Source organism: Cellvibrio sp. QJXJ (assembly GCF_024452345.1).
Classification (GTDB): Bacteria; Pseudomonadota; Gammaproteobacteria; order Pseudomonadales; family Cellvibrionaceae; genus Cellvibrio.
The window spans coordinates 801,499-823,748 of sequence record NZ_CP101662.1 but is presented as its reverse complement, the minus strand read 5'-3'; the positions used below and the strand labels follow the sequence as shown (position 1 = coordinate 823,748).

At 47.0% G+C, this 22,250-nt stretch carries 18 protein-coding genes and 2 tRNA genes; 2 read left to right on the top strand and 18 right to left on the bottom strand.

The annotated features are described in order from the left end of the window. Positions 1 to 4 precede the first annotated feature (4 nt). The 12 genes from NNX04_RS03515 to NNX04_RS03460 all read right to left on the bottom strand — a co-directional run bounded on the left by NNX04_RS03515 (position 5) and on the right by NNX04_RS03460 (position 17,442). Complete coding sequence (locus tag NNX04_RS03515) at positions 5 to 3,661, bottom strand: ATP-binding protein (RefSeq protein WP_261947525.1); 3,657 nt, start codon at positions 3,659 to 3,661, stop codon at positions 5 to 7. A gap of 2 nt (positions 3,662 to 3,663) precedes the next feature. Beyond that, on the bottom strand, positions 3,664 to 4,422 hold the full coding sequence (locus tag NNX04_RS03510; protein ID WP_261947524.1) for a DUF4194 domain-containing protein: 759 nt from the start codon (positions 4,420 to 4,422) through the stop codon (positions 3,664 to 3,666). Beyond that, a complete protein-coding gene (locus tag NNX04_RS03505) occupies positions 4,415 to 5,932 on the bottom strand; it encodes a Wadjet anti-phage system protein JetA family protein (protein ID WP_261947523.1) in 1,518 nt (505 codons plus the stop codon). The genes NNX04_RS03510 and NNX04_RS03505 overlap by 8 nt, the downstream gene beginning before the upstream one ends. A 31-nt stretch (positions 5,933 to 5,963) precedes the next feature. Next, the gene (locus tag NNX04_RS03500; RefSeq protein WP_040391724.1) at positions 5,964 to 6,356 is read right to left on the bottom strand and encodes a DUF3012 domain-containing protein; all 393 of its coding nucleotides are present in this window, start codon (positions 6,354 to 6,356) and stop codon (positions 5,964 to 5,966) included. A 43-nt stretch (positions 6,357 to 6,399) separates the two neighbouring features. Then, on the bottom strand, positions 6,400 to 7,377 hold the full coding sequence (hemB, locus tag NNX04_RS03495) for a porphobilinogen synthase (protein ID WP_261947522.1): 978 nt from the start codon (positions 7,375 to 7,377) through the stop codon (positions 6,400 to 6,402). Positions 7,378 to 7,396: 19 nt separating this feature from the next. Then, positions 7,397 to 7,822, bottom strand: a complete 426-nt coding sequence (locus NNX04_RS03490) for a hypothetical protein (protein WP_040391727.1) — start codon at positions 7,820 to 7,822, stop codon at positions 7,397 to 7,399. 36 nt (positions 7,823 to 7,858) lie between these two features. Then, positions 7,859 to 8,485, bottom strand: coding sequence for a transglycosylase SLT domain-containing protein (locus NNX04_RS03485; RefSeq protein ID WP_007641305.1), 627 nt, complete (start codon positions 8,483 to 8,485; stop codon positions 7,859 to 7,861). A 2-nt stretch (positions 8,486 to 8,487) separates the two neighbouring features. Then, positions 8,488 to 10,530 (bottom strand): NAD-dependent DNA ligase LigA, encoded by a 2,043-nt coding sequence (gene ligA, locus NNX04_RS03480; protein ID WP_261947521.1) that lies wholly within the window; start codon positions 10,528 to 10,530, stop codon positions 8,488 to 8,490. A 100-nt stretch (positions 10,531 to 10,630) separates the two neighbouring features. Further along, positions 10,631 to 11,815, bottom strand: a complete 1,185-nt coding sequence (gene zipA / locus NNX04_RS03475; protein WP_007641310.1) for a cell division protein ZipA — start codon at positions 11,813 to 11,815, stop codon at positions 10,631 to 10,633. Positions 11,816 to 11,842: 27 nt separating this feature from the next. Continuing rightward, positions 11,843 to 15,352, bottom strand: coding sequence for a chromosome segregation protein SMC (gene smc / locus NNX04_RS03470; RefSeq protein ID WP_261947520.1), 3,510 nt, complete (start codon positions 15,350 to 15,352; stop codon positions 11,843 to 11,845). A 297-nt stretch (positions 15,353 to 15,649) separates the two neighbouring features. Continuing rightward, positions 15,650 to 16,930: a c-type cytochrome biogenesis protein CcmI gene (gene ccmI, locus NNX04_RS03465; protein ID WP_261947519.1), complete on the bottom strand. Its 1,281-nt coding sequence runs from the start codon at positions 16,928 to 16,930 to the stop codon at positions 15,650 to 15,652. After that, the gene (locus NNX04_RS03460; protein WP_040392004.1) at positions 16,927 to 17,442 is read right to left on the bottom strand and encodes a cytochrome c-type biogenesis protein; all 516 of its coding nucleotides are present in this window, start codon (positions 17,440 to 17,442) and stop codon (positions 16,927 to 16,929) included. Before NNX04_RS03460 ends, ccmI begins: the two co-directional genes overlap by 4 nt. 229 nt (positions 17,443 to 17,671) lie before the next feature. Here NNX04_RS03460 and NNX04_RS03455 point away from each other — a divergent pair. Together NNX04_RS03455 and NNX04_RS03450 are read left to right on the top strand one after the other, a co-directional pair. Further along, positions 17,672 to 17,747: transfer RNA gene (locus NNX04_RS03455), tRNA-Val, on the top strand. Between the two features lie 40 nt (positions 17,748 to 17,787). After that, a tRNA-Asp gene (locus NNX04_RS03450) sits at positions 17,788 to 17,864 on the top strand. A gap of 148 nt (positions 17,865 to 18,012) precedes the next feature. Here NNX04_RS03450 and NNX04_RS03445 read toward each other — a convergent pair. The 6 genes from NNX04_RS03445 to NNX04_RS03420 all read right to left on the bottom strand — a co-directional run bounded on the left by NNX04_RS03445 (position 18,013) and on the right by NNX04_RS03420 (position 22,247). After that, entirely contained in the window at positions 18,013 to 18,153 is a 141-nt protein-coding gene (locus NNX04_RS03445; RefSeq protein ID WP_191966435.1) for a hypothetical protein, read from the bottom strand. A 105-nt stretch (positions 18,154 to 18,258) separates the two neighbouring features. Continuing rightward, entirely contained in the window at positions 18,259 to 18,804 is a 546-nt protein-coding gene (locus tag NNX04_RS03440) for a DsbE family thiol:disulfide interchange protein (RefSeq protein ID WP_261947518.1), read from the bottom strand. Beyond that, positions 18,797 to 20,779 (bottom strand): heme lyase CcmF/NrfE family subunit, encoded by a 1,983-nt coding sequence (locus NNX04_RS03435; protein WP_040392005.1) that lies wholly within the window; start codon positions 20,777 to 20,779, stop codon positions 18,797 to 18,799. Before NNX04_RS03435 ends, NNX04_RS03440 begins: the two co-directional genes overlap by 8 nt. A 10-nt stretch (positions 20,780 to 20,789) precedes the next feature. Next, positions 20,790 to 21,254, bottom strand: coding sequence for a cytochrome c maturation protein CcmE (gene ccmE / locus NNX04_RS03430; RefSeq protein WP_040391731.1), 465 nt, complete (start codon positions 21,252 to 21,254; stop codon positions 20,790 to 20,792). A gap of 40 nt (positions 21,255 to 21,294) precedes the next feature. After that, positions 21,295 to 21,492, bottom strand: a complete 198-nt coding sequence (ccmD, locus tag NNX04_RS03425; RefSeq protein ID WP_261947517.1) for a heme exporter protein CcmD — start codon at positions 21,490 to 21,492, stop codon at positions 21,295 to 21,297. Beyond that, positions 21,492 to 22,247 (bottom strand): heme ABC transporter permease, encoded by a 756-nt coding sequence (locus NNX04_RS03420; RefSeq protein ID WP_261947516.1) that lies wholly within the window; start codon positions 22,245 to 22,247, stop codon positions 21,492 to 21,494. The genes ccmD and NNX04_RS03420 overlap by 1 nt, the downstream gene beginning before the upstream one ends. Positions 22,248 to 22,250: the final 3 nt, after the last annotated feature.

Here is a 22,250-nt window from a genome sequence, read left to right as displayed (position 1 = left end):
CTTTTTACCCTTCAACCTCCAACATAAAATCCAACGCGGCCTGCTGACGTATCGCTCGACGGTGATTGGCCATTAATTTTTTAATCTTCTCCTGATCACACACTTGACGATCAAGCATTACCCGCGTTTTTAATTCACCAACCGGTTCGGCGGTTGGGCATTTACTGAATACAAACTGGTTGGAAATCAAATCCATAAATGGGCCTGACTTACTGCTTGGCATAATAAAATTAAGCTGCAAGCCCAAGCTTTCCGTTAAGTAATTAATCACTTCACGGGAGCGATGCTCATCCATTTTAGAAAACGCCTCATCTACCAACACCATGCGCAAATGGCTGTTGCCTTCATTAAAGCGAAATGCGGAGGTAATGGCGGCGCTGCGAATAATGTAAGCCGGTGTTTCCAGCTGCCCACCAGAGCCCGTGCCATATTGGCTGAGTGCAATGGGGGCTTTACCTTCTGGTTCTTTGTAAATTTCATAGCAGCGATAATTACGATAATCGGCAATGCGCGTTAATTCACGCAAGGCTTTTTGTTCGTCCTCATCCAGCAACATCGCCATTAGTCGTTCGCGCACACGCTGGTGTTTTTCATCCAGCTTCATATTGAACAGTGTTTCGCCTTCCCCTAGGCTGGGGCTATCGATCACGGCTTTAAAGAATTGCCAATACTCTTTGAATTCAGGTACCCATTCCCAATCAAAACGGAAGCGCTCGCGGTCCGCGCCAAAGCGGTGATGCTCCAATTCTTTATTCAAATCCTCCAGTGTTTTTTTACCATCATTAATAGCTTGATAAATGGAGTGGCACAGATTGGTGACGAAGGCATTGTTAAAACTTTCACGCAGCGATTCAATTTCCTGATGTCGCTGAGCGAGAATATGATTTTTATCGCGATTATAGAGCGCATCAAATTGCCGACGCATATCGCAAATTGCACGGAAATTCGCGCTTCCCAAATCGTCGTTGTAGTCAATATCAAACAAAATGGCATCGCTGGTTGCACAGAACTGGTTGTGCACCATCGCCGCTTGTTGCAAGCGATGTAAAATAGTTTTTAACTCGGCGTTTACGCCAGCTAACTGGGTTTCAAAGTACTGCACGCTGTGTTGGCCTATCTCTTCATCGGCAAGTTGCAAACGTGCGTCCGCGTCAAAGTCTGGCCAGAATGAAGCAATGGCTTGCAGGTTGTTTTCGCAACTATCAACCTGCGCGAGGGTTTTATCTTGCTCTGCATCCAGTTTGTGGCAGAGATTATCCGCTAACTTTAATTCTGCGCGGCAATCCACTTGTGCATTGTTTAAGCGAGCATAATGTTGGTTCTGCTCCTGCAAGCGCAATTGCAGTTCATTTAACTCTGCCTCTAATGCTGTAGTATCACTTAAATCCAATTGCTGCAATTTACTATCAATCGCTTGAATTTTTGTTTGTGCCGCCAGCATCGCCTGTAATGTTTCGGCATAACTCAAGGGCTTAAGTTTATCCAGCGCAAGCAAGAGTTCTTGGGCCTCTTCCGCATAAGCCGTTGCGGCTTGCCATTCACTTACCAGCGTATGGAATTCATTGCGTTTGGCATCCAGTGCGCGCTCGCGAGCGCCTTGGCCAAATACCAATTCTGAATCTGCCATATCACAGCGAAACATCGCGTAATTGCCCGAGCCCATAGCATCTTTGGTGATGCCGCGCCGCGTGTTTTTTAACTCTTTGGCATTTTCTACGCGTTGTACATTGCCATAGCTCGCTTTAATGTAGGCCTCTGCGGTGGCGTGGGAAAAATTCATTACCTGAATAATGGAGTTACTAGTCAGTTCGCCAGATTTATCAATATCCTTACGCGCTTTATCGCCCTGAATAATGCGGGCGCGATTCCCCTGCCCTGCCATATTGCGCACAATAGCAATCGCCTCGGCTTCGTATTCCGGTTCAACAATAATGCCAAAACGTGCTGCGCCAATATAACCTTCGATCGCCGCTTGCCATTCGCGATCGGTGATATCCACGTAATCGCATAAAACCCTGGCATCGGCTTTCGGGCACTGGGTAGCAATCGCGTCAAGCGCGGCGCGCACAAAACCGGGGTAACTCACTTGACGTGATTCCAAGGTCTGGATTTCGCGGCGTTTTACCTCAGTATTTTTTTGCAAACGCTCAGCCTGGGTTTTGCGTTTATCGCGCTCCTGAGCGATTTGATCGCGTAAATTAATCCGCGCAACACCGGCATTGGAATCTTGCGTAAATAAGCTGGCGAAAAATGCATTGTGATGTTTTTGCAGCCCCACCACTTTTTCCAGCTGAGGTTCCAGCGGGCTAAGCTCAATCAAGTCACGATTGAGAAGCTGGTGGATATCCAGTGCCTCGGAATCGCTACACAGGTTTTTAACCAATGCCGTCAGGTTGCTATCTTTTAACGCAGGTAAATCCACTGCGATGGAGGTTTGGCGCAAAGCCAGTGAGAATTGTTGGGCAGCTTCAAGGTTAACCAAAAGTTGCTGATGTTGCTTACGCAGTTCCGGCACTTGGGTTTGAATCAGCTTTTCTTGAGCAACTTTTTCCTGTTCCAGTTGATCTTTATCACGCAGTGCCGGGACGCCTAAGCGGCGGGCTGTTGCGGCAAGAATCAATTGGTTAATTTCATCGCGCTGGGCTTCACAGGCAGATAACGATTGCTGATGTCCCGCCGAGCTTTCACGTAGCAATTGCTGTTTATGTTTTGCATCCAAATACAAACTTTGTGAGTCGGTATAGCGGCGTTTTGCTACAGAGTATTGCAGCACCTGTTGTTCAAGCCAGTTGGCGATAAAGTTGTCCGACCACTGACGCCCCTGTGCCATACGCTCAATGCCTTGGCGCAGCGTGCGGGCGTCTGACTCCATGGCATGAATACGTTTAAGCATGGTGGATACGGTGCGAATGGCTTCGCCTAAATCGCGGTACTCCAGAATCTCGTTGGCAACAAATTCATCGATACCCTTAATAGGTTTGTATGCCATAAAGCGCGAAAATGCGCGGGCGGCATTCATGGCTTCACGCTCGGAGATTGCATCCTTTTTGCCGCGCAAAATACCATAAAGCCGGCACAGATAAGATTTTTTCTTGTCGTATTTCTCTACTTGTGACTGACCATATTTGCGGCGCAAACCAGCGTAGAGTTTGTCGAGTGGAACTACATACTTGTGTGTTTTTTCTTGTTTTAATAAATCGTTTAACCCCAGTTCTACATCACTCAGAATATAAAACTGGGTATCATCCAAACGGGCAACTTTTTGTAGGCCTGCTCCTTGCCCTGCTGTTTCTAAAAACGCACGCATGCCGATTAATGCGGTAAATGGCTCGCTATTTTCACCTTGTGTGGGGTGAAATATTGCCGCTAAATATCCATCGCAACCTTGCGGGCGGGAATACGCACCATCGTCACAGCCCAACACATAGGATGCGAGTGTGCGCACCAGTTTTCCACCGCGGCCACGCTGACTGGATTCATCCTGCCCAGGGTTGAAATGAAACAAATTATCATGGGCTGCCGTCATGATGGTTTGAATCGCATCCGCCGCCGTAGTTTTGCCCGAGCCATTGCCGCCGGAAAATAAATTAATCGGCCCAAATTCAAACTCGGTATTGGGTACATTGCCCCAGTTAACGTAAATAAACTTTTTCAGATACATAACTATTCTTCAGCGGCAAAAAGCGAGCGATTAAAATGCGGGGTGGGCTTGGCGGGAGATGGACGAGCGTCGCTTGCTGTGCTGGGCTCTTCTGCATCCTCATCAACTAGTAGTAAGTTTTCTGCAAGGTGATTACGGATCTGCTCAAGCCATTCGTTATTAACGAGATTAATGATTAACGGGCGAATTTTTATCCAGCTTTCGCTGGAATCAATATCTGATTCGGCGAAAAAATTAATCAACCGCAGCTGGCGTAAACGTTTAAACGCTTGGCGACGCTCACCGATATTTTCCGGCAAGCTGCGACGCAGCAAACTTTTCATCGCCATGGCGATGGCTTCGAGCGATAAAGTGGCGCAACCCTGCTCGTCGATGCTACCTTCACGTAACGCTTTGTCGTATTCGGCGCGCAGCACTAATACCAAAGCAACTTCGTGTTGATTTAAGCGGCTGCGCAACCCTGCGTTGAATGGCTCGTCAGTTTCATCATCCATACCGGGTAAACGTGCACCCGGTGGCAGAATGCGCACAAAACGAAAATGGCTGTCATGCTGAAAGCGAATTCCCATCAAACTCAAGTAATCATTCAGTAGTTCATGAATACGCAAAAAGCGGTCATAGAGTTCGGCTTCAACCTGACTGTCATCGCGACATAAGACACCGTAATCCAGTAGCCGCTGTACCAGCTCACGCCAGTTTTCCAAACTTAAATTGTGTTTATCCAACTGCTCCTGCAGGAGCGAGCTTAATGCGTTACTCATTGGGCTTACCTTCATCGGTCAAGCTAATTACAAATTCATCGCGCTGCTTAAAGTAAGCGCTATTTGCTACCAAAGGCTGTTGGTGCAACCATTCGCTATTTTGTTGAACACAAAAACGATAACGGGACGAAAGATTGTCTGCAGCGCCAACTTCAATGGCATGGGAGAGATTTAATAATTCCTGCATGGAATTCGCCTGCAACTCGCTGCTGCGAATCTCACCTTTTTCCAGCAGTGCACGATGGACATAATCACGCACACTACTGGATTGCAAAATAAAGGCTTTATCCAACGCTTGTTGAATGAACAATGATTTTTGAGCTTCTGCATCCAATGCTTTATCCTCGTCAAGCATTGAGCGTACAACTTGAATATTGCGCGGGGCACGCAATTGGATTTGCGCAGGGTCGATATAACCCATTTGGATACTGGCAATCGCTTCGCCTTGCACAACTAAGGCCTCATCCTGCTGCTCGGGCGATAAATTGCCAAGCGAGCGGTAAATGTCCATCAGGTCATCCTGCCCTCGGCTATTAATGTAGCTGAGCTGGCGAATAATAATGTCAGCCCGCTGGGTAAAGGTGTTCAATGCGCGCCGCAGCGCGGGCAACATAATGTCACAGGCATTTTTCAAGCGTGAGTCAATGGTTTGCAGCAAGGTCTCCAGCAGCGATACACCGGGAACTACTTTTTGCGGTAATGCTTTGCGCAAGCGAATTTCCATTACTGCGCGCCAATCTTTTGCAGCGGTTTCTTCATCGCCCAAACCGTATTTCCGTTTGCGGCGAATTTTGGTGATTATGTCGGAAATTTGGTCGCGGTATTTTTCTACACTATCAGCAGACAAACGTACTTCCAGGTCAGGTTTGAATACCGTCTCCATAAAATCAAAAAACTCATCGCTTGCTTGCTGAATTAATTGGCGTGATTCCACTTCACGCACCAATTGACGCTTGCGCTCTTCAAGCTCGGCGATGACATCGGTGAAATCACTGATGATTCGCTCTGAGTATTCATAAGCATCGAGCAAATCGTTAATTTCACCTTGATCGTAAAAGGCTTGCAAACTATTGCGGGTGTTACGGGTGTTGCGATTGCGGGTACGAAATTGATTCGCATCGTTATCGGCAAAGGGCTGGGTAAATAAACGGCCCATGCGACTAAAACCATAGCTACTTTGCAAACTGGTTTCGTCGACTTGCTTTTCCAGCCAACCATTTTCAATTAAACGGTTAATAATAAAACTCGCCAGATCGCGCTGGGTTTTAAAGCGCCCCTCACTTGTATCCTCACCTTCGGTATCGACATCAAGATCAATATCCAAAATGGGCGCGCGAGCAATTGCCTCTTTAAAAATATCAACTAGCTGTTCGCGATTAATCGCATGTCCATAGTCACGCAGATCTGTGTATAAACGCTGATATAAAAGACGCAGGCACTCAGCAGCGAGCGCCCGGTATTTACCCGTGAGCGGATTAAAAAAATGAAGACGGGAATCGCTAAAAAACATCAGAAGGGTTCACAAAGTTGCGGCGAATAAATTACAGACAATGTTTGGCAAAAAGCGATTGCTCATCTTCAGTCCAATCTTTAGCGTCTTTCACCATCATCACTTCACACCAATCATCGCTACCCACTTCAGGTATACGACCATTTAGTGCAGCGACACGATCAAGCGATTCCTGCGGTTTTATATCACCTACAGTCTGTACCATTTGTTGGTTTGATTGTTGTGCTTTTAATTCCTGTTGAGCAATTTCAGCCACTAAATTCATGGCTGCAACGGTTTTTTCCTGCTCATTCACTAGCTGTTTTGTTTGTTGCTCAGATTTTTTGTTAGTCGATTGAATCATAAATAACCCTAAACCCAGCACCAACACACTGAGAATTAACAATATGACAAGGAATTTTTGCTCGCGAAACAACGACATCATTACTTATAAATCCTGATTCTAATTTCAACCCAATAAGCAAAACTTAAAGCCATTCAGCCATTTTTTCGGCATAGTAAGTGATAATTAAATCAGCTCCTGCACGCTTAAATGCCGTCATGGTTTCAAGAACGATAGATCTCTCATCGATAACACCGGCAGCCGCGCCGGCTTTAATCATCGCGTATTCGCCGCTCACATGGTAAACCGCCAAGGGGCGCGCTGAATTGGCGCGAATACTGGCAAGAATATCCAAATACGCAATGCCCGGTTTTACCATAAGAATATCGGCGCCTTCCATTTCATCCTGCATGGATTCGGCAAGCGCTTCACGTGAATTGGATGGATCCATTTGATAGGTGTTGCGCGTGCCCTTAAAGCTGCTATCAACCGCGTCTCTAAACGGGCCATAAAATGCAGAAGCAAATTTGGTGGAGTAAGACATGATTGGAATATGCGTAAACCCGGCGCTGTCCAACGCTTGGCGAATTGCACTGATCATGCCGTCCATCATGCCCGACGGGGCAATCATATCGACACCGGCTTGCGCTGCCAGTACAACTTGTTTTTGTAAATTTGCGAGAGTTTTGTCGTTATCCACATCATCATGGGTAACTACACCGCAGTGACCATGGTCGGTGTATTCGCAGAAACAGTTATCGCTAATAACTAACATTTCTGGCTGTGCTGCTTTTGCGGCACGAATCATTCGCGCGAGCAAACCATGCTCACACCAGGTATCGGAACCCTCGTGATCTTTATGTGTGGACACACCAAACAAAATAATTGCACGCACACCCTTGTCCCAAGCGCGCACTACAATATCTGCGAGTTGCGCTTCTGGGTAGCGAAATACACCCGGCATGGATTTAATTGGAACCGGCTCACTAATGCCCTCTTCCACAAAAATGGGCAAAATAAAATCGCTCATATGCAAATGAGTTTCACGCACTAATTCACGCAGGGCTATAGTTCTGCGCAGGCGACGAAAACGAAAGTCAGGTTTGGTCAGTGGAATCTGCATAACTAAACTCAATAAATATTTAAATGCTCAAAGAGCCTTCGTGGCTCCATTCACAGCGTACCCGCATATTGCCAGAGCCGGGCTTATGAAAACTTCCGTTCGCTTCCCAAGTAAATGTATGTGTACCTGACAATTCCGTCTCCAAGTGAACGGTTGCAGAAACCCAATACATTTTGCTCAGCAGCGACTCAAACTGGGCAATCCATTGATCCCATTCATATTCCACTGCCTTGTAAGACGCGCCGAAGTGCATGACTTCTGTTTGATAATTAAAAAATGGCGAATTAACACCAGGAATAGAAAACATTTCCTGACTCAGAAACGGCCACTCGTCTGCATGAGGTAAAGACAGCATCGCCTCGCGGTTAACACGAATACGTTCAGACTCCAGCGCTGACGGTGATACATCCTTAATACAACCGTAGACAATTGATTCTTGATCCATAATCACTCCGACATTAGTAACGACAACTAACGACTTTTAAAACGGCCACCACCAACTGCCTTTAAACCGATCCTCACAGGCCCGCAACTGATAGTCATATTGCTGTGCACGGGATTCAACTTTACGGGCAGTATTGATTAACCAATTCTTTCGCTTATAAGTCCCACGATTAAAGCCTCCATGGCCTTCGTGATACGCGAGATACAAATTATAACTGTCCCCGGGGTTGATTCGGCTGCGGGTTTGGCTTTGTCTGTTATACCAACCAATAAAATCAATCGCATCACCAAAATTATCGCGACGCGACCAACCATTTCCACTGTTTTTTTGGTATTCATTCCAGGTGGCATTTTTTGCCTGGGGGTAACCATAAGCATCACTAGGACGCGGCCCTGGAATCACCCACAGGATTTTTGTGCGTGCTGGCCGTGCATTATGTTTGAATTGAGACTCCTGAAACATGATTGACATCATGGTCGGTACTGATGAGCCCCAACGTTTTTCGGCTTTTTTTGATTCTTTGTACCAAGAAGGTTTTTCATCAAAAATTGCACAGAGATCTTGAGGTTTTGTTGGGGGCAAGCTGGAGCACCCGATTAAACCTATTAAGCCAACCAAGCACAGCAACCGCGCAAAAACTATTAATGCGTTTTTATATTGCATTGCTAAATGCTCCTTCCATGCTGCTGTAGTAACTCAAGTAATCCCGCTTCGTCCATAACCTTCAGGCCCAGCTCTTCTGCTTTAGCGAGTTTTGATCCAGCGCCCGGCCCAGCGACAACATAATCTGTTTTAGCGGATACGCTACCGGCTACTTTTGCGCCAAGCGCTAGCAAGTGTGCTTTGGCATCATCACGAGAGAGCGATTCCAATGTGCCCGTTAATACATAAGTAAGCCCAGCCAGTGGCAACTCCTCAGGGCTCACGACATCAATGTTGTCCCAATGAATACCATGGTTGCGCAATGCAGATACGGCGATAATATTGGACTCTTGTGCAAAAAATTCCGCTACAAAGTGTGCGACCACAGGGCCAACATCAGGCACTTTTTGTAAGGTCTCCTGATCGGCAGCCGCTAGCACCTCAAAACTGCCAAAGTAATTGGCAAAATTGCGCGCGGTTGCCTCTCCCACTTCACGAATACCCAAGGCATAAATAAACTTTGCCAAGGTAGTTTTTTTGGAGGTCTCCAACGCGCTTAGAATATTGTCCGCAGACTTTTCCCCCATGCGCTCCATGGCCGATAATTGTTCGCGACTCAGGGAATAAATATCCGCAAGATTATTGACCAAGCCTAAATCGACAAGCTGTTCTACGAGTTTATCTCCCAAGCCCTCTACATTCATTGCCTTGCGTGAGGCAAAATGTTTAATCGCTTCTTTGCGCTGCGCTGCGCACACTAGCCCGCCTGAGCAACGAGCGACAGCTTCATCGGCAACAGTCTCTACGGGCGAACCACAAACCGGACATGAGTCAGGAAAAATAATATCGCGGGCATCGGGTGTTCGCTTACTTTCTACCACTTGCACAATCTGCGGAATAACATCACCCGCACGACGAACAATAACCGTATCGCCAATTTTTATGCCTAGGCGATTGATTTCATCGCGATTGTGAAGCGTTGCATTAGAAACGGTAACGCCACCCACAAATACGGGCTGCAAACGAGCCACTGGCGTGACGGCACCGGTGCGGCCGACTTGAAACTCCACATCCAACAATAGTGTGGACTCTTCTTGCGCAGGAAATTTATAAGCAATAGCCCAGCGTGGTGCACGAGAAATAAAACCGAGCTTTTCTTGTAACTCGCGAGAGTTAACCTTGAAAACTATACCGTCAATATCGTAAGCAAGTCCGTCGCGTCTCAGTCCAATTCGACGATAGAAATCCATTGCTTCCTGAATATTTTTTGCAACTTGCGTTTCGCGATTGGTTAAAAAGCCCCAGTTTTTTAGAGCAGTTAAGGTGTCGCTATGGGTTTCCGGCAACTGACCACCATCAACCAATCCAACACTGTATGCACACATTTCGAGCGGACGACTTGCCGTAATGCGAGGATCCAATTGGCGCAAAGAACCTGCGGCCGCATTACGTGGATTTACAAACAATTTTTCACCCGCCCCCCGAGCCTTTTCATTGAGCGCTTCAAAACCGGCCTTGGGCATATAGATTTCGCCGCGAACTTCTAAAACTACGGGATAACCTTCCCCGTGCAGACGCAAGGGAATTGATTTAATGGTACGTACATTTTGAGTGATATCTTCACCATTGGTGCCATCACCCCGTGTTGCACCACGCACAAGTACGCCGTCGCGATATAACAAACTGACAGCTATACCATCAAGTTTTAATTCGCATGCGTACTCAATATCCCCCGTACTTTTAAGGCGATCTTGTACACGTTGATTAAACGCCAATAAGTCTTCATCGCTAAATGCATTATCCAAGGACAGCATTGGCATTTCGTGAATCACTGTCTGGAATGCAGACAGCGGCGCAGCACCGACCCGTTGGGTTGGCGAGTCGGGTGTGACAGAATCTGGAAACTGAAGTTCTAGTTCACGTAAACGCTGCATTAACCGATCGTAGTCGGCATCGGTTATTTGGGGATCATCCAATGCGTAGTAACGATAACTGTGGAAATTAATCTCCTGACGCAGCTGTTGAATTTCTGGGGGGGAATTATCAAAGAGAGACAAAGTAGACATGAATGAATGTACCTGAAGAAGCGAATCCTGCGGTTAGCAACACGCTGCGATTCATGCCTTGATAGACAGCAGATGCATCCCTGCATCTTAAGAATTTATCTTAGTGGCGCGGTGGACGGCGAAATAGACGAGTTCGTTCAAAATCACGAATACGCTGGCGACAATGTTCGAGTGTTTGACGAGTCATCACACTGCGTTGCTCATCTTTCAATTCGCCATTTAATGTTTCTGCAATCGCACGTGCAGTATCCGCCATCAAATCAAACGATTGCATTGAATCTGCATTAATCGGTAAAGTCATGAACAAACTTACGCCTGGAGTTTCAAATTCATCCATAGCATCAAGATCAAAAGTTCCTGGCTTCACCATATTCGCCATACTAAATAGCAGTGCACCCTCGCCTTTTGCATCACTGTAGCGATGGAAAATATCCATGCTTCCGTAGCGCATACCGCATTTCAGGATGATGTCTAATAAGTCACTGCCCTTAAACATCTCACCTTTATGAGCCATTACGTTAATAATTAAAACCTCTTCCGGTTCTGGCGCGGGCTGTTGGTTTAATTCATTTTTGTTTTGCGCTGCTGGCTGCTGATGATCTTCATATTCATCATCTTCTTCGTAATCTTCATCATCATAGTCAGCATCACCTTGCTCATGATCGTCCTGCGGAAGCTCATCCTCGTATTCGTAATCTTCCTCTTCATTGGAATCTATATCATCTCTTTCATCATCAAGTTCACGCACATAGGGGTGATCATCTTCCTCGTAGTCCTCTCCTTCGTAATCTTGTCCGTCATTGACATGGTCGAGATCCGAGTCAGGTGTTACAGCGGAGAAGCTGGGCTCTATACGCTCATCCAGCGGCAGTGAACGATTTTTATCTTCCACTGATTCCATCAAAATAGGCACCGACTGTCCAAGATTGAGACTGGTCTGCTGGGGTTCGCGTTGAGCTCGTGTAATAGGCGCTTCTGTAAGCGCATTACGCTGCTGTTTTTCTGTGTAGGATTTGGCGTGCGCCTTTTTTTCAATACTTGGAATTGGCGCTTGTGGGTCGCGCTTTGCCACTACACGAGCGCCACCATTAGGCAGTTCACTGGTATAACTAGGTGCTGCGGCAAGCTGATCTTCTTCATCTTCCAGTGCTGGCTGCTTAAGGCTTTTTTTAAGTGAGCGAGACACTTTAATTTTGCCAGTGCGTTCATTATGTTTGCGTCTGATTCCATCGACCAGAATCAAAACAATAAACAGGAATCCAATAATGATGACCCAATCTTTCATAAGGTTATCCGTAATATGTATTTAGTGTTAAACCGCAGCGAGTTCTGCGGCCTCGTCAACATCTACTGTCACCAGGCGTGAAACACCGGGCTCGTGCATGGTGACGCCCAACAATTGGTGCGCCATCTCCATCGCATTTTTATTGTGTGTGATGTAAATAAATTGCACTTGGGCTGACATTTCTTCAACCATACGTGCATAGCGCCCTACGTTTGCGTCATCGAGCGGTGCATCTACCTCATCCAGCATACAGAAAGGCGCCGGGTTCAAACGGAAAATAGAAAATACCAATGCAATTGCTGTTAGCGCTTTTTCGCCGCCCGACAGCAAATGAATAGTGCTGTTACGCTTACCTGGCGGGCGAGCCATAATGGTAATGCCTGTATCCAACAGTTCGTCACCGGTCAGTTCAAGATAAGCATGGCCACCGCCAAAAACTTTCGGGAACAGCTCCTGCAAACTCTTGTTAACCTGATCAAATGTTTCTTTGAAGCGCGTACGCGTTTCACGATCAATACGCTTGATAGCATTCTCAAGCGTTTCAAGTGCTTCCATCAAATCCGCATTTTGCGCATCAAGATAATTTTTGCGTTCGGATTCGGTTTTATATTCATCAATGGCAGCAAGGTTAATTGGGCCCAAACGGCTAATGCGACCGGCAATGGATTCCAATTCCTCTTCCAACGGTTTTACTTCTGTACCTTCAGGCATTTCAGCCAGAATAATATCCAGATTTAATTCTTCTTCCTCAAGCTGTTCAACAATGCCAGCACGCTGCAGTTCGAACATTTGCGCTGCTAAACGCTCCTGCTCCAAATGTGCACGCACTGCTTGCACTTCTTGCTCGGCGCGATTGCGCGCTTGCTCAGAGTTGCGTAATTCGTGCTCCACAGTTTCCAGCGCCCGACGAGCTTCAGTTAATGACGCTTCTACAGAGAGACGCTTGGACAATGACGCCTCAAGCTCTAATTTATACTCTTCTACCGGATCGCGATTATCGGCAATGCTAGCAATTAATTGTTCACGCCGTTCATGCAAGCGAGCAACTTGTTCGCGCAAGCGTCCAATCCCCAAGCGAATCGATTCCAGCTGGGTTTTTACAGACTGATAGCGCATTGCAATTTCGTGCGCTTTGTCTTTGTCGTGGCGGGCGCGTTGTCGTGCGCTATCCAAACCGGAACGAATATCATCGCGCTGTTGTAATAATGACTCTCTCAGGTCAGTATCCTGCTCCATCATTTCGATGGCTTCGCTCAGAATTACTCGTGCTTCCGACAAATGCTCTGCTTCTTGCTCCATTTGCTCGCGCGCTTCGCGGATTTCATTTTCAGCACGCTCACGACGCATGTTCATTTGTTCGATACGAACTTGTTTGGCACTTAACTGTGAGCGCAACTCGCTGTGTTTGCGGTTCTGCTCATCCACTTCGCGCCGCAAGGCTTCACGCTCCTGTTCAAGGCGCTTGATGGCGTCACGCCCCTTATCAAGCTGCGAGCTTAATAACTCAACTTGTTCTTCAGCGCTGGCAATTGCTGCAGTGAGTTCTTCTAATTCCTGACGACGGGCAATAACACCAGAGCTTGCATCCGTATCGCGTGTGACACGCACCCAGTGTGCGCTCAACCATATTCCATCGCGAGTAATCACGGATTCATTGACTGTGAGCTGTTTGCGCAATGCAAGCGCTGCAGATAAATCATCAGCAATATAAATTCCGGCGAGCACGCCTTGCGCATCCCATTCAGCGCTAACTTTCGTGCTTAACAATTCTGCTTTTGTGAAAGGCGCCGCCGCTGTTTTTGCCTGCGGGTCAAATAACACCAATTCACCTTGAGTGAGATTTGTCAGCAGGCCGGCTACGGCATCAAGTTGATCGACACAAACCGCTTGTAACGAATTGCCTAGCACTGTCTCCAACGCTTTGTCCCAGCCATCGACAACCGTAATTGATTCGGCCAGTCGCGACTGTCCAGATAAATTATTCTTGGCGAGCCATTCGGTTACGGCTTTATTTTTTTCGCCCATGGCTGCTTGTTGCAATGCTTCCAGAGAAGCATGGCGGCCGCGCATTTTCTGCAATTGACTGCGCGCCTGATCAAGCTCATTGACGAGGCGATTATTTTCATTACGGGTTGTATCAAGTGTTTCTACAAAACCATCGAGACACGCCCGTTTTTCATCGGCAACCAAATCCAACTCTGCAAGCCGCTCAGTGAGCTCATCAATCGACTCGTCGTCAGAGCCATCCTGCAAGTTCATTTTTTCTTCGCGTAATTTTTCGATGCGCTGCAGTAAGCGCTGCTGAACTTGTTCCAAATGCTGGATGCGGGACTGTTGGACTTCTGCACGCTGACGCGGCTCCGCTGCGCGCTGATTAAAACTATCCCAATCATTTTGCCAGCGTTGCATTGCTTCTTCGGCATCAATCAAGGACTCACTGGAAGTTTCTTCCGCAGCCTTCACCAACTCCAATTCTGGTTCCAGCTCCAGTAGCTCCTCTTCCCACGCCTCAACTTTTTGGGTATCTATGGCAAGATTTTCTTCTGCTTCTTTGCTGTCGCGACTGGTTTGATCCAGATCTGTTTGAAGCTGACGCGCACGTTCATTAGCATGCTGGATGCTTTGTTCAAGGCGCGCAATTTCAGCACCAATAGCGTAATAACGTCCTTGAACTTCGTTAAACTTATCGCCCAGTTCAGTGTACTGGGTGCGATACTTTTCAATTTGGGTATCTTTATTGACTTGATCAGTCACAAAAGATTCCATGCGCAATTCCAAGTCGCGGATGGCTAGCTGTTTGGCCTTGGCTTGCTGATCAAGCTGCTGGTATTTGAGCGCCTGCAACTGCGCTTTTAACAAGCGTTCTTCTTTTTTATATTCGGCATATTTTTCGGCGGCTTGTGCCTGGCGCTGCAATCGTGATAGTTGCCGCTCGAGCTCATCCCGAATATCGGTTAAACGCTCCAGGTTTTCCTGGGTGCGGCGCATACGGCTTTCTGTGTCGCGACGACGCTCTTTATATTTGGAAATACCGGCGGCTTCTTCAATGTAAACCCGTAATTCTTCGGGCTTGGCTTCGATTAACTTCGAAATCATACCCTGTTCAATAATGGCGTAACTGCGGGGGCCCAAGCCGGTACCGAGGAAAATATCGGTAATGTCGCGGCGGCGACACTTGGTGCCATTCAAGTAATAGCTGTTATCACCATCGCGAGAAACTTTACGTTTAATACTGATTTCACTGAAACCCGCGTACTCGCCAGTCAGTGTTGCATCGGAATTGTCGAACACCAGTTCAATGGAGGCCTGACCAACTGGTTTACGGCCACTGGAGCCATTAAAAATAACGTCAGTCATGTTTTCGCCGCGCAGGTTTTTGGCTGATGATTCACCCATTACCCAACGTACCGCGTCGATAATATTTGACTTGCCGCAGCCGTTTGGCCCGACAACAGCGCATAAATTGCTGGGGAAGTTGACCGTTGTCGGATCAACAAACGATTTGAAGCCAGCCAGTTTGATGCACTTTAACCGCATAGATCCGTATCACTCATGATTCAGCAGGTTTTTGCGATTGAAGCGCCCATCTTCAATCCACCTGTTCAAGAAATAGTCCGCTGGCGATTCGAGTCGCCTAGCTGTTTGATTTTGTTAGTCTTTTTGACTGCTATAAAATTTTAAGAAAACGCCAAATTAACCACTAAGGGCGGGATTCTACACATTTGTGTAGAGCTTTACACCCGCCCAAAACGGCAAACATGGGATTGCTTATCAAGTGCGGCAGTGGTCGCCTGCTTTTTAAGCGATTCATCTATTCCTAAATAAATTACAACCCTAGGGAGCGACTTGCTCACTGATGGTTATTTGCAAATCTGCCGGCGCAGCAGCCGCATCCACGGGGCCGATACTGCCTTGCCAATCACCCGCTTTCGCGGTTGCTGTACCATCCTGTGATACCCTCGCCACTAATTCAACACTATCAACTGTGGCGAGTGTCATAGCATCGGTCATTGCCATTGCTTCAGTTAGCAATACGCGCTTGGGTAATTCAGATACTTTGAAACGGGCAATCGCCAAAGGCATTTTGGCCCCCTGCCACGCTCGTGCATAAACAAAAACCAACTGGTCGGGTTGAACCTTCACATCGTTCGCCAGTGAAACATTAACCGCGATTTGCCGCCCGTTGCGCGCTGCATCCAATTGTTCCTGAGTACCGCCGTTGGCAAAAAACAGCCCGGCAGCTCGCTCTATGCCTGCGGTAAGCGCCTGACCACCAGCGGAGTCCGGGCCACTTAGATTAACCACCCGCCCCCAATATTTAATGGCACCTAGATAGTCTTGCTTTCCGAAAGCGTCTATACCTGCCAAGCCCAACGCCATAGTGTTATCAGGGTCTAGCTTTAAGGCTTTTTGTACTAAATCAACAATTGCCGGGTTGACTTTGCTCCCATCGCGCAGAAACATTGCCTGAGCTGCCTCAGCCATCACCATTGATGACTCTTTATCTCGCTCTAACACTTGCAAATAGGCATTGGTTGCGTTGGTAAAATCGCTTATGTCCATGTACATCCGGGCGAGAAAAAACCAGTATTGAAGCTGATCCGGGTTATCGGCCAGACGAGCCTCAATTAAGCGGATCATCTCACGGGTACGCACCGGGTCAGGATTTCGCCCCGCTTGATAGTCCAGCATATCCAGATGCTGTTTTTCGGCTTGCGCCATTCGTATCTCGACATCGGCACTACTGCCCAGCTCGCGATATAAACCATAAGCGGCAAGCAATGCCGCAAGTGCTACCACCGCAAAGGTAATACCACCAACGTTAAGTTGGCGCGTTTGCTGTGCTGCACGAATATTAGCTTCATCATCCAGCAGTGCTCGCTCTTGTTCGAGCTTCAGTTGGGCAAACTGTGCGGAATCAATTCGACCGGAAGCAAGTTGCGACTCCAGTTCGGCCACATGCTCGTGAAATAAACGCACATTTTCAGCAAGTCGCTCTTCCACATTAACTGCTGCAGTTATGGAATTTTGCGACCTGTAGCGCCAAACCGGCCAAAAAATAAATAACGTAGCGATAATACACAGCGCAACAGCGCCTCCCCACAGAGCGGTCATTGCTTGTTCTCCTGCTTGGCAACTGAATCTTTATTTCGCCTGCTGCCCAATAGCCCAGCAAGGCGCTCTCGCTCCTCGGGAGACAAACTTGACCCACTGGCCGTCAAGTCAATCGAACGGCGTTTGCGCACAATGAGTAGCAATAAGATGATGCCTGCAATCAGCAAAAATATTGGTGCCCCCCACAGCAATAGAGTGGACGACGTAACTCGTGGTCGATAAAGGATAAATTCGCCATAACGCTCCACCATGAAATCCACGATCTCTTTGTCTGACTTTCCGTCCTCTATCATTAGATAAAGCTCCCGACGCAAATCCATGGCTATTGGTGAATCCGAACCGGAAAGATTTTGGTTCTGGCATTTAGGGCAGCGCATTTCATCAATAAAACTTTGATAGCGTTTGCGATCAACCTCATTGTCGAATTCATGCACATCAATTGCCGCCATACTCCACGACGAAAACACTAAAAATCCGACATACAGACCTAGCCTTAATAATTGTGATCGCATAACAAGCCATCCGCCGCAAATGAAAATTTGTGCGCGAGTATAACAACTCATAAGCATGAGAGGTACGCCTGAATAAAGGGTAAAAACTGATCGCAAGCGATTGTTTTGCAACCACTTTTTAGGTTTTTTACATTTTTTTGGAAAAACCGTAAGAAAAAGGTTGACCGAAATTTTTACATCATTAGAATACGCGCCACCAACAAGGTGATCGCTGAAAAGCGAATATCTTGGGCGGTTAGCTCAGTTGGTAGAGCAATGCCCTTACAAGGCATGGGTCACAAGTTCGAGTCTTGTACCGCCCACCACTTCTACTCAAAAGGTAATAGTGGTTCTTAGTGACGCTGCGGACCGGTAGTTCAGTCGGTTAGAATGCCGGCCTGTCACGCCGGAGGTCGCGGGTTCGAGCCCCGTCCGGTCCGCCATATATGAAATGAAAAAAGCCCCACATCTGGGGCTTTTTTTATGTCCGCAATATAATGACTAACGAGAAAATAATCGTACTAAAACACAAAAAGCCCACAAGGGGCTCTTTGGTTTCTATCTGAGTATTTAGGTTTTCTCTGCGCTCACTTAAATAGCTTTCTTATTTAGTTCTCTATCTGCTTTTGCAGAGTCTTCTTTAATGTGTTTGTACGCATAGATACCGACATAAGTAATCATTATGCAAGCCAAAGCCACGATTACCAGACCATAAGCAACAATAGAATCCATATACATAAGGCACCTCCGCCAATTGATTCAACGGATTCAGTCTACTTATGCCTGGAATAAAACAATTGATCAGGATCAAACGCGTTTTATGTTGTTGAGATAGGTTTATTGCAAACTATTAAAGATGGGCTTGATGGTGTTTTCCCAAACAACGGCATTCACATCCCCAATGTGCTTATAACGAATCACACCTTGTTTATCGATAATGTAAGTTTCCGGTGCGCCAAATACGCCTAAATTTAATCCCAGGCGACCATCGGCGTCGATCACACTAAACACGTATGGATTGTGTAGCTCGGCTAACCAATTCTGCGCGTCATCATTGTTATCTTTGTAATTTATACCGTAGATAGGAATGCCTTGTGCTTTTAAGGTGTTTAAAAATTCATGCTCCTGTCTGCAGGTGACACACCAGGTCGCCCACACATTTAACAAGCTTACCCTGCCCTTCAATAATTCCTGATTGGCGGTGACCAGACCGGAGGGATTCTCCGGTGCCGGCAATACAGGTAGCTCGAAAACAGGAACAGGTTTATTTAGCAACGCCGAAGGCATGGCGTTGGGGTCAAGAGACAAGCCGCGCCAGAAAAAAATAGCGAGCACAACAAATACCAACAGAGGTATAAATAAAAATAACCGCTGCTTATTCATTGAGTAATTTTCCTGTGGGCAGATCAACCTGGATCTCTTGTTTAACCGCTTTGCGGTAGCGCTTGTCGGCCACGGCAAGCACTGCCCCTAAGGCCATCATCAATGCACCAAGCCAAATCCAACGCACAAACGGCTTGAGGTGGACACGCATCGCCCATGCAGTTTCAGTGAGTGGCTCCCCCATCGCGATATAGAGATCGCGGAAGAACCCTACATCAAGTGCCACTTCTGTCATGGTGCTGCCCGATGCTAAATAGCGGCGCTTCTGCGGTTTCATTTCACGTAAAAACTGACCATCCTTAAATACAGAAATTTGCGCCTCATCGGCGATGTAATTGGGGCCTTCCACTTTTACCAATTTATTCAATACAAATTCGTACTCAACAACCTGTACGTGCTGGCCAACTTCCATCCGGATGTCGCGCTCTTCGGTATAAATACTCGTTAACCCAACACCGGTTACAGTCACCGCAATTCCCGCATGCGCGATAACCATCGCGTAATAGCTGAGGCTTAATTTTTTTAGGCCATTAACTAACGTTGAACCATTGCGGATGCGATAAAGAGTATCGGCAATAAGTGCAGTGAATACCCAGCTAGCTACAAATACGGTCAGTGCAGCAAGTGGCTCATAGGTATCGCGATAAAAGAGCGGAAATAAAAGCGCAAAAATCAAACTGATTACCCATGGTTTCCACAGGAGTGAAAGGAATTGTTTGCCTGATGTGCGCTTCCAGTTAGCCAAGGGGCCAAATGCCATCAGCAGGCACAGCAATCCCATCAAGGGTAAAAAGAACACATTAAAGTATGGCGGGCCGACGGAAATTTTACCCAGATTCAAGGCATCGGCAATTAATGGATAAAGAGTTCCAATCAACACCATAATCATGATGATAGTTAATAAAATATTGTTGCCCAGTAGCAGGGTCTCGCGCGCAAATAAACCAAACCCGGTTGAACCTTTTACGACGGGCGCACGCAAGGCATAAAGGGTAAGCGAGCCACCAACTACCAGTAATAAAAACCCGAGAATAAATACACCGCGCTCCGGGTCATTTGCAAAGGCATGAACTGACGTTAACACGCCAGAACGCACCAGAAAGGTTCCCAGCAAGCTCAATGAAAAGGTGAAAATGGCGAGCAGAATTGTCCAACTTTTGAATAAGCTACGTTTTTCTGTAACGGCTAATGAGTGAATTAATGCGGTACCAATTAGCCAAGGCAAGAAAGAAGCATTTTCCACTGGGTCCCAGAACCACCAGCCACCCCAACCCAATTCGTAATAAGCCCACCAGCTCCCCAAAGCGATGCCCACCGACAGAAAACCCCAAGCCATTGTTGCCCAAGGGCGCGACCAGCGAGCCCAGGCGCTATCCAGCCGGCCTGTCAGTAATGCTGCGATCGCAAATGCAAAACAAACGCTGAACCCCACATAACCCATATACAAAACAGGTGGATGAATAATAAGGCCAATATCTTGCAATAACGGATTGAGATCACTGCCGTCTTGTGGCGGCATAGGCAAAATGCGATCAAACGGATTGGAGGTAAACAAAATAAAGGAGAGGAATCCAATCGCCACAAAACCCATCACCGATAACACTCGCGCCTGCATGTCCAGTGGCAATGAGCGACTGAAAACTGCAACAGCTAAAGTCCAACCAGCCAACATTAAAATCCATAACAACAGTGAGCCTTCATGTCCCCCCCACACAGCGCTGATTTTGTATTGAATCGGCAACAGAGAGTTGGAGTTAGTCGCTACATAGCGAACAGAAAAATCGTCGTGAATAAAAGAATAGGTCAAGCAAAAAAAAGCAAAGGCGACGAAAAAAAAGAAGCCCGTTGCCAATGACGGGCCGGAACGCATGAGCAGATGACTGCCATAGTGCGCGCCGATTAATGGTAAGAAAAATAACGCCGTACTCAGGCAAAGCGACAAAATTAAGGCAAATTGCCCCAACTCGGGCGCCAGTTGGACAAAATCAAGAGGCATATTTTAGACCCTCGCAACTGGCTTGATGCTCGCCTTTATCTTTCATAGCTTCTGCCACTTCAGGTGGGATGTAATTTTCATCGTGTTTGGCTAGCACTTCACTGGCATCAAGCTCGCCAGCGTCAGTTACAACGCCATTGATTACTGCAGCTTCCCCCTCGGCGAACAAGTCAGGCAATATTCCATTGAAATTAACTTTTACATCAGCGGTGCCGTCTGTAATCACAAATTGGATTTGCAGCGAGTCACTGGCGCGTTGGACGCTGCCTGGTTTAACGCAACCACCCGCCCGAATACGTTTATTGTGTGGAACATCACCCGCGGCAATTTTGCTGGGCGGGTAAAACAGGTTGATGTTTTCACGCAGCGCGTAAGCCATAAGGCCCACGGCGATGCTGGAAAACACCACAATAAAAATCACAATCATCAAACGTTGTTTACGAAGCGGATGCATAATTCGTTCTACTCTCAAAAAATCATTTAAAGTCAGTGATCTATTGGTGTTGTGCGGGCGCGCTTTGGGCTAGTTTGCGTAATTTCTGTTGTTGTTTTATCAGTTTCTTTTGCTGTAGTACCGGATTCACTACTAAAAAGATCAGGGCAATAAAGGTGATCGCATAAGAAGCCCATACAAAAGGGCCGTGACCGCTCATTGCCATAAAGTCTGCCAGTGATTCAAATTGGAATTTCATTATTTGGACTCCGGTTTGATATTGTTCAGTAAATCACTAACCCATTGGGTTTTACTTTCACGACGCAACACTTCAAGGCGTGTATTGAGGAGTAATATCAAGGCATAAAAACAATAAAAACCAATCACCATTGTCAGCAAGGGATAGAGCATGGATGGATCGATAGAGGATTTGCTGGTGAATTTAATAGTTGCTGGTTGGTGCAAGGTGTTCCACCAATCCACCGATTTATAAATGATCGGAATGTTCACCATGCCCACCAGCGCTAAGACCGCACTGGCCTTATCGGCGGTATCACGATGCTGGAAAGCCTGCTGTAGGGCAATCATGCCCAGGTAGAGAAAAAACAGAATTAACATGGAAGTGATGCGCGCATCCCACTCCCACCAGGTTCCCCAAGTAGGCTTACCCCAAATTGATCCTGTGACCAAAGAAATGAATGTGAGTACTGCGCCTATGGGGGCAGCAGATTTCATCACCATAAAGGGCAATTTCATTTTCCAGATCAGACCCACTGCACCTGACAGCGCCATGATGTAATAACCCGCCAGCGCCAAAAATGCGGCAGGAACATGGATATAGATGATGCGATAGCTATTGCCCTGCTTGTAATCTGCGGGCGCAAAAGCCAAACCCCATACTGCGCCAGTCAGGAGTAACGCAATGCTAATTCCCGCCAACCATGGCAGCCAGGAAGTGGTTTTTTCATAAAACCAGCGCGGTGAACCTAAACGATGAAACCATTGCCATGCCATATA

Bases quoted from the DNA above. Each gene is read 5' to 3' on its own strand.
- NNX04_RS03515 (WP_261947525.1), bottom strand. From the start codon at position 3,661: ATGTATCTGAAAAAGTTTATTTACGTTAACTGGGGCAATGTACCCAAT.
- NNX04_RS03510 (WP_261947524.1), bottom strand. From the start codon at position 4,422: ATGAGTAACGCATTAAGCTCGCTCCTGCAGGAGCAGTTGGATAAACAC.
- NNX04_RS03505 (WP_261947523.1), bottom strand. From the start codon at position 5,932: ATGTTTTTTAGCGATTCCCGTCTTCATTTTTTTAATCCGCTCACGGGT.
- NNX04_RS03500 (WP_040391724.1), bottom strand. From the start codon at position 6,356: ATGATGTCGTTGTTTCGCGAGCAAAAATTCCTTGTCATATTGTTAATT.
- hemB (WP_261947522.1), bottom strand. From the start codon at position 7,377: ATGCAGATTCCACTGACCAAACCTGACTTTCGTTTTCGTCGCCTGCGC.
- NNX04_RS03490 (WP_040391727.1), bottom strand. From the start codon at position 7,822: ATGGATCAAGAATCAATTGTCTACGGTTGTATTAAGGATGTATCACCG.
- NNX04_RS03485 (WP_007641305.1), bottom strand. From the start codon at position 8,485: ATGCAATATAAAAACGCATTAATAGTTTTTGCGCGGTTGCTGTGCTTG.
- ligA (WP_261947521.1), bottom strand. From the start codon at position 10,530: ATGTCTACTTTGTCTCTCTTTGATAATTCCCCCCCAGAAATTCAACAG.
- zipA (WP_007641310.1), bottom strand. From the start codon at position 11,815: ATGAAAGATTGGGTCATCATTATTGGATTCCTGTTTATTGTTTTGATT.
- smc (WP_261947520.1), bottom strand. From the start codon at position 15,352: ATGCGGTTAAAGTGCATCAAACTGGCTGGCTTCAAATCGTTTGTTGAT.
- ccmI (WP_261947519.1), bottom strand. From the start codon at position 16,930: ATGACCGCTCTGTGGGGAGGCGCTGTTGCGCTGTGTATTATCGCTACG.
- NNX04_RS03460 (WP_040392004.1), bottom strand. From the start codon at position 17,442: ATGCGATCACAATTATTAAGGCTAGGTCTGTATGTCGGATTTTTAGTG.
- NNX04_RS03445 (WP_191966435.1), bottom strand. From the start codon at position 18,153: ATGGATTCTATTGTTGCTTATGGTCTGGTAATCGTGGCTTTGGCTTGC.
- NNX04_RS03440 (WP_261947518.1), bottom strand. From the start codon at position 18,804: ATGAATAAGCAGCGGTTATTTTTATTTATACCTCTGTTGGTATTTGTT.
- ccmE (WP_040391731.1), bottom strand. From the start codon at position 21,254: ATGCATCCGCTTCGTAAACAACGTTTGATGATTGTGATTTTTATTGTG.
- ccmD (WP_261947517.1), bottom strand. From the start codon at position 21,492: ATGAAATTCCAATTTGAATCACTGGCAGACTTTATGGCAATGAGCGGT.
- NNX04_RS03420 (WP_261947516.1), bottom strand. From the start codon at position 22,247: ATGGCATGGCAATGGTTTCATCGTTTAGGTTCACCGCGCTGGTTTTAT.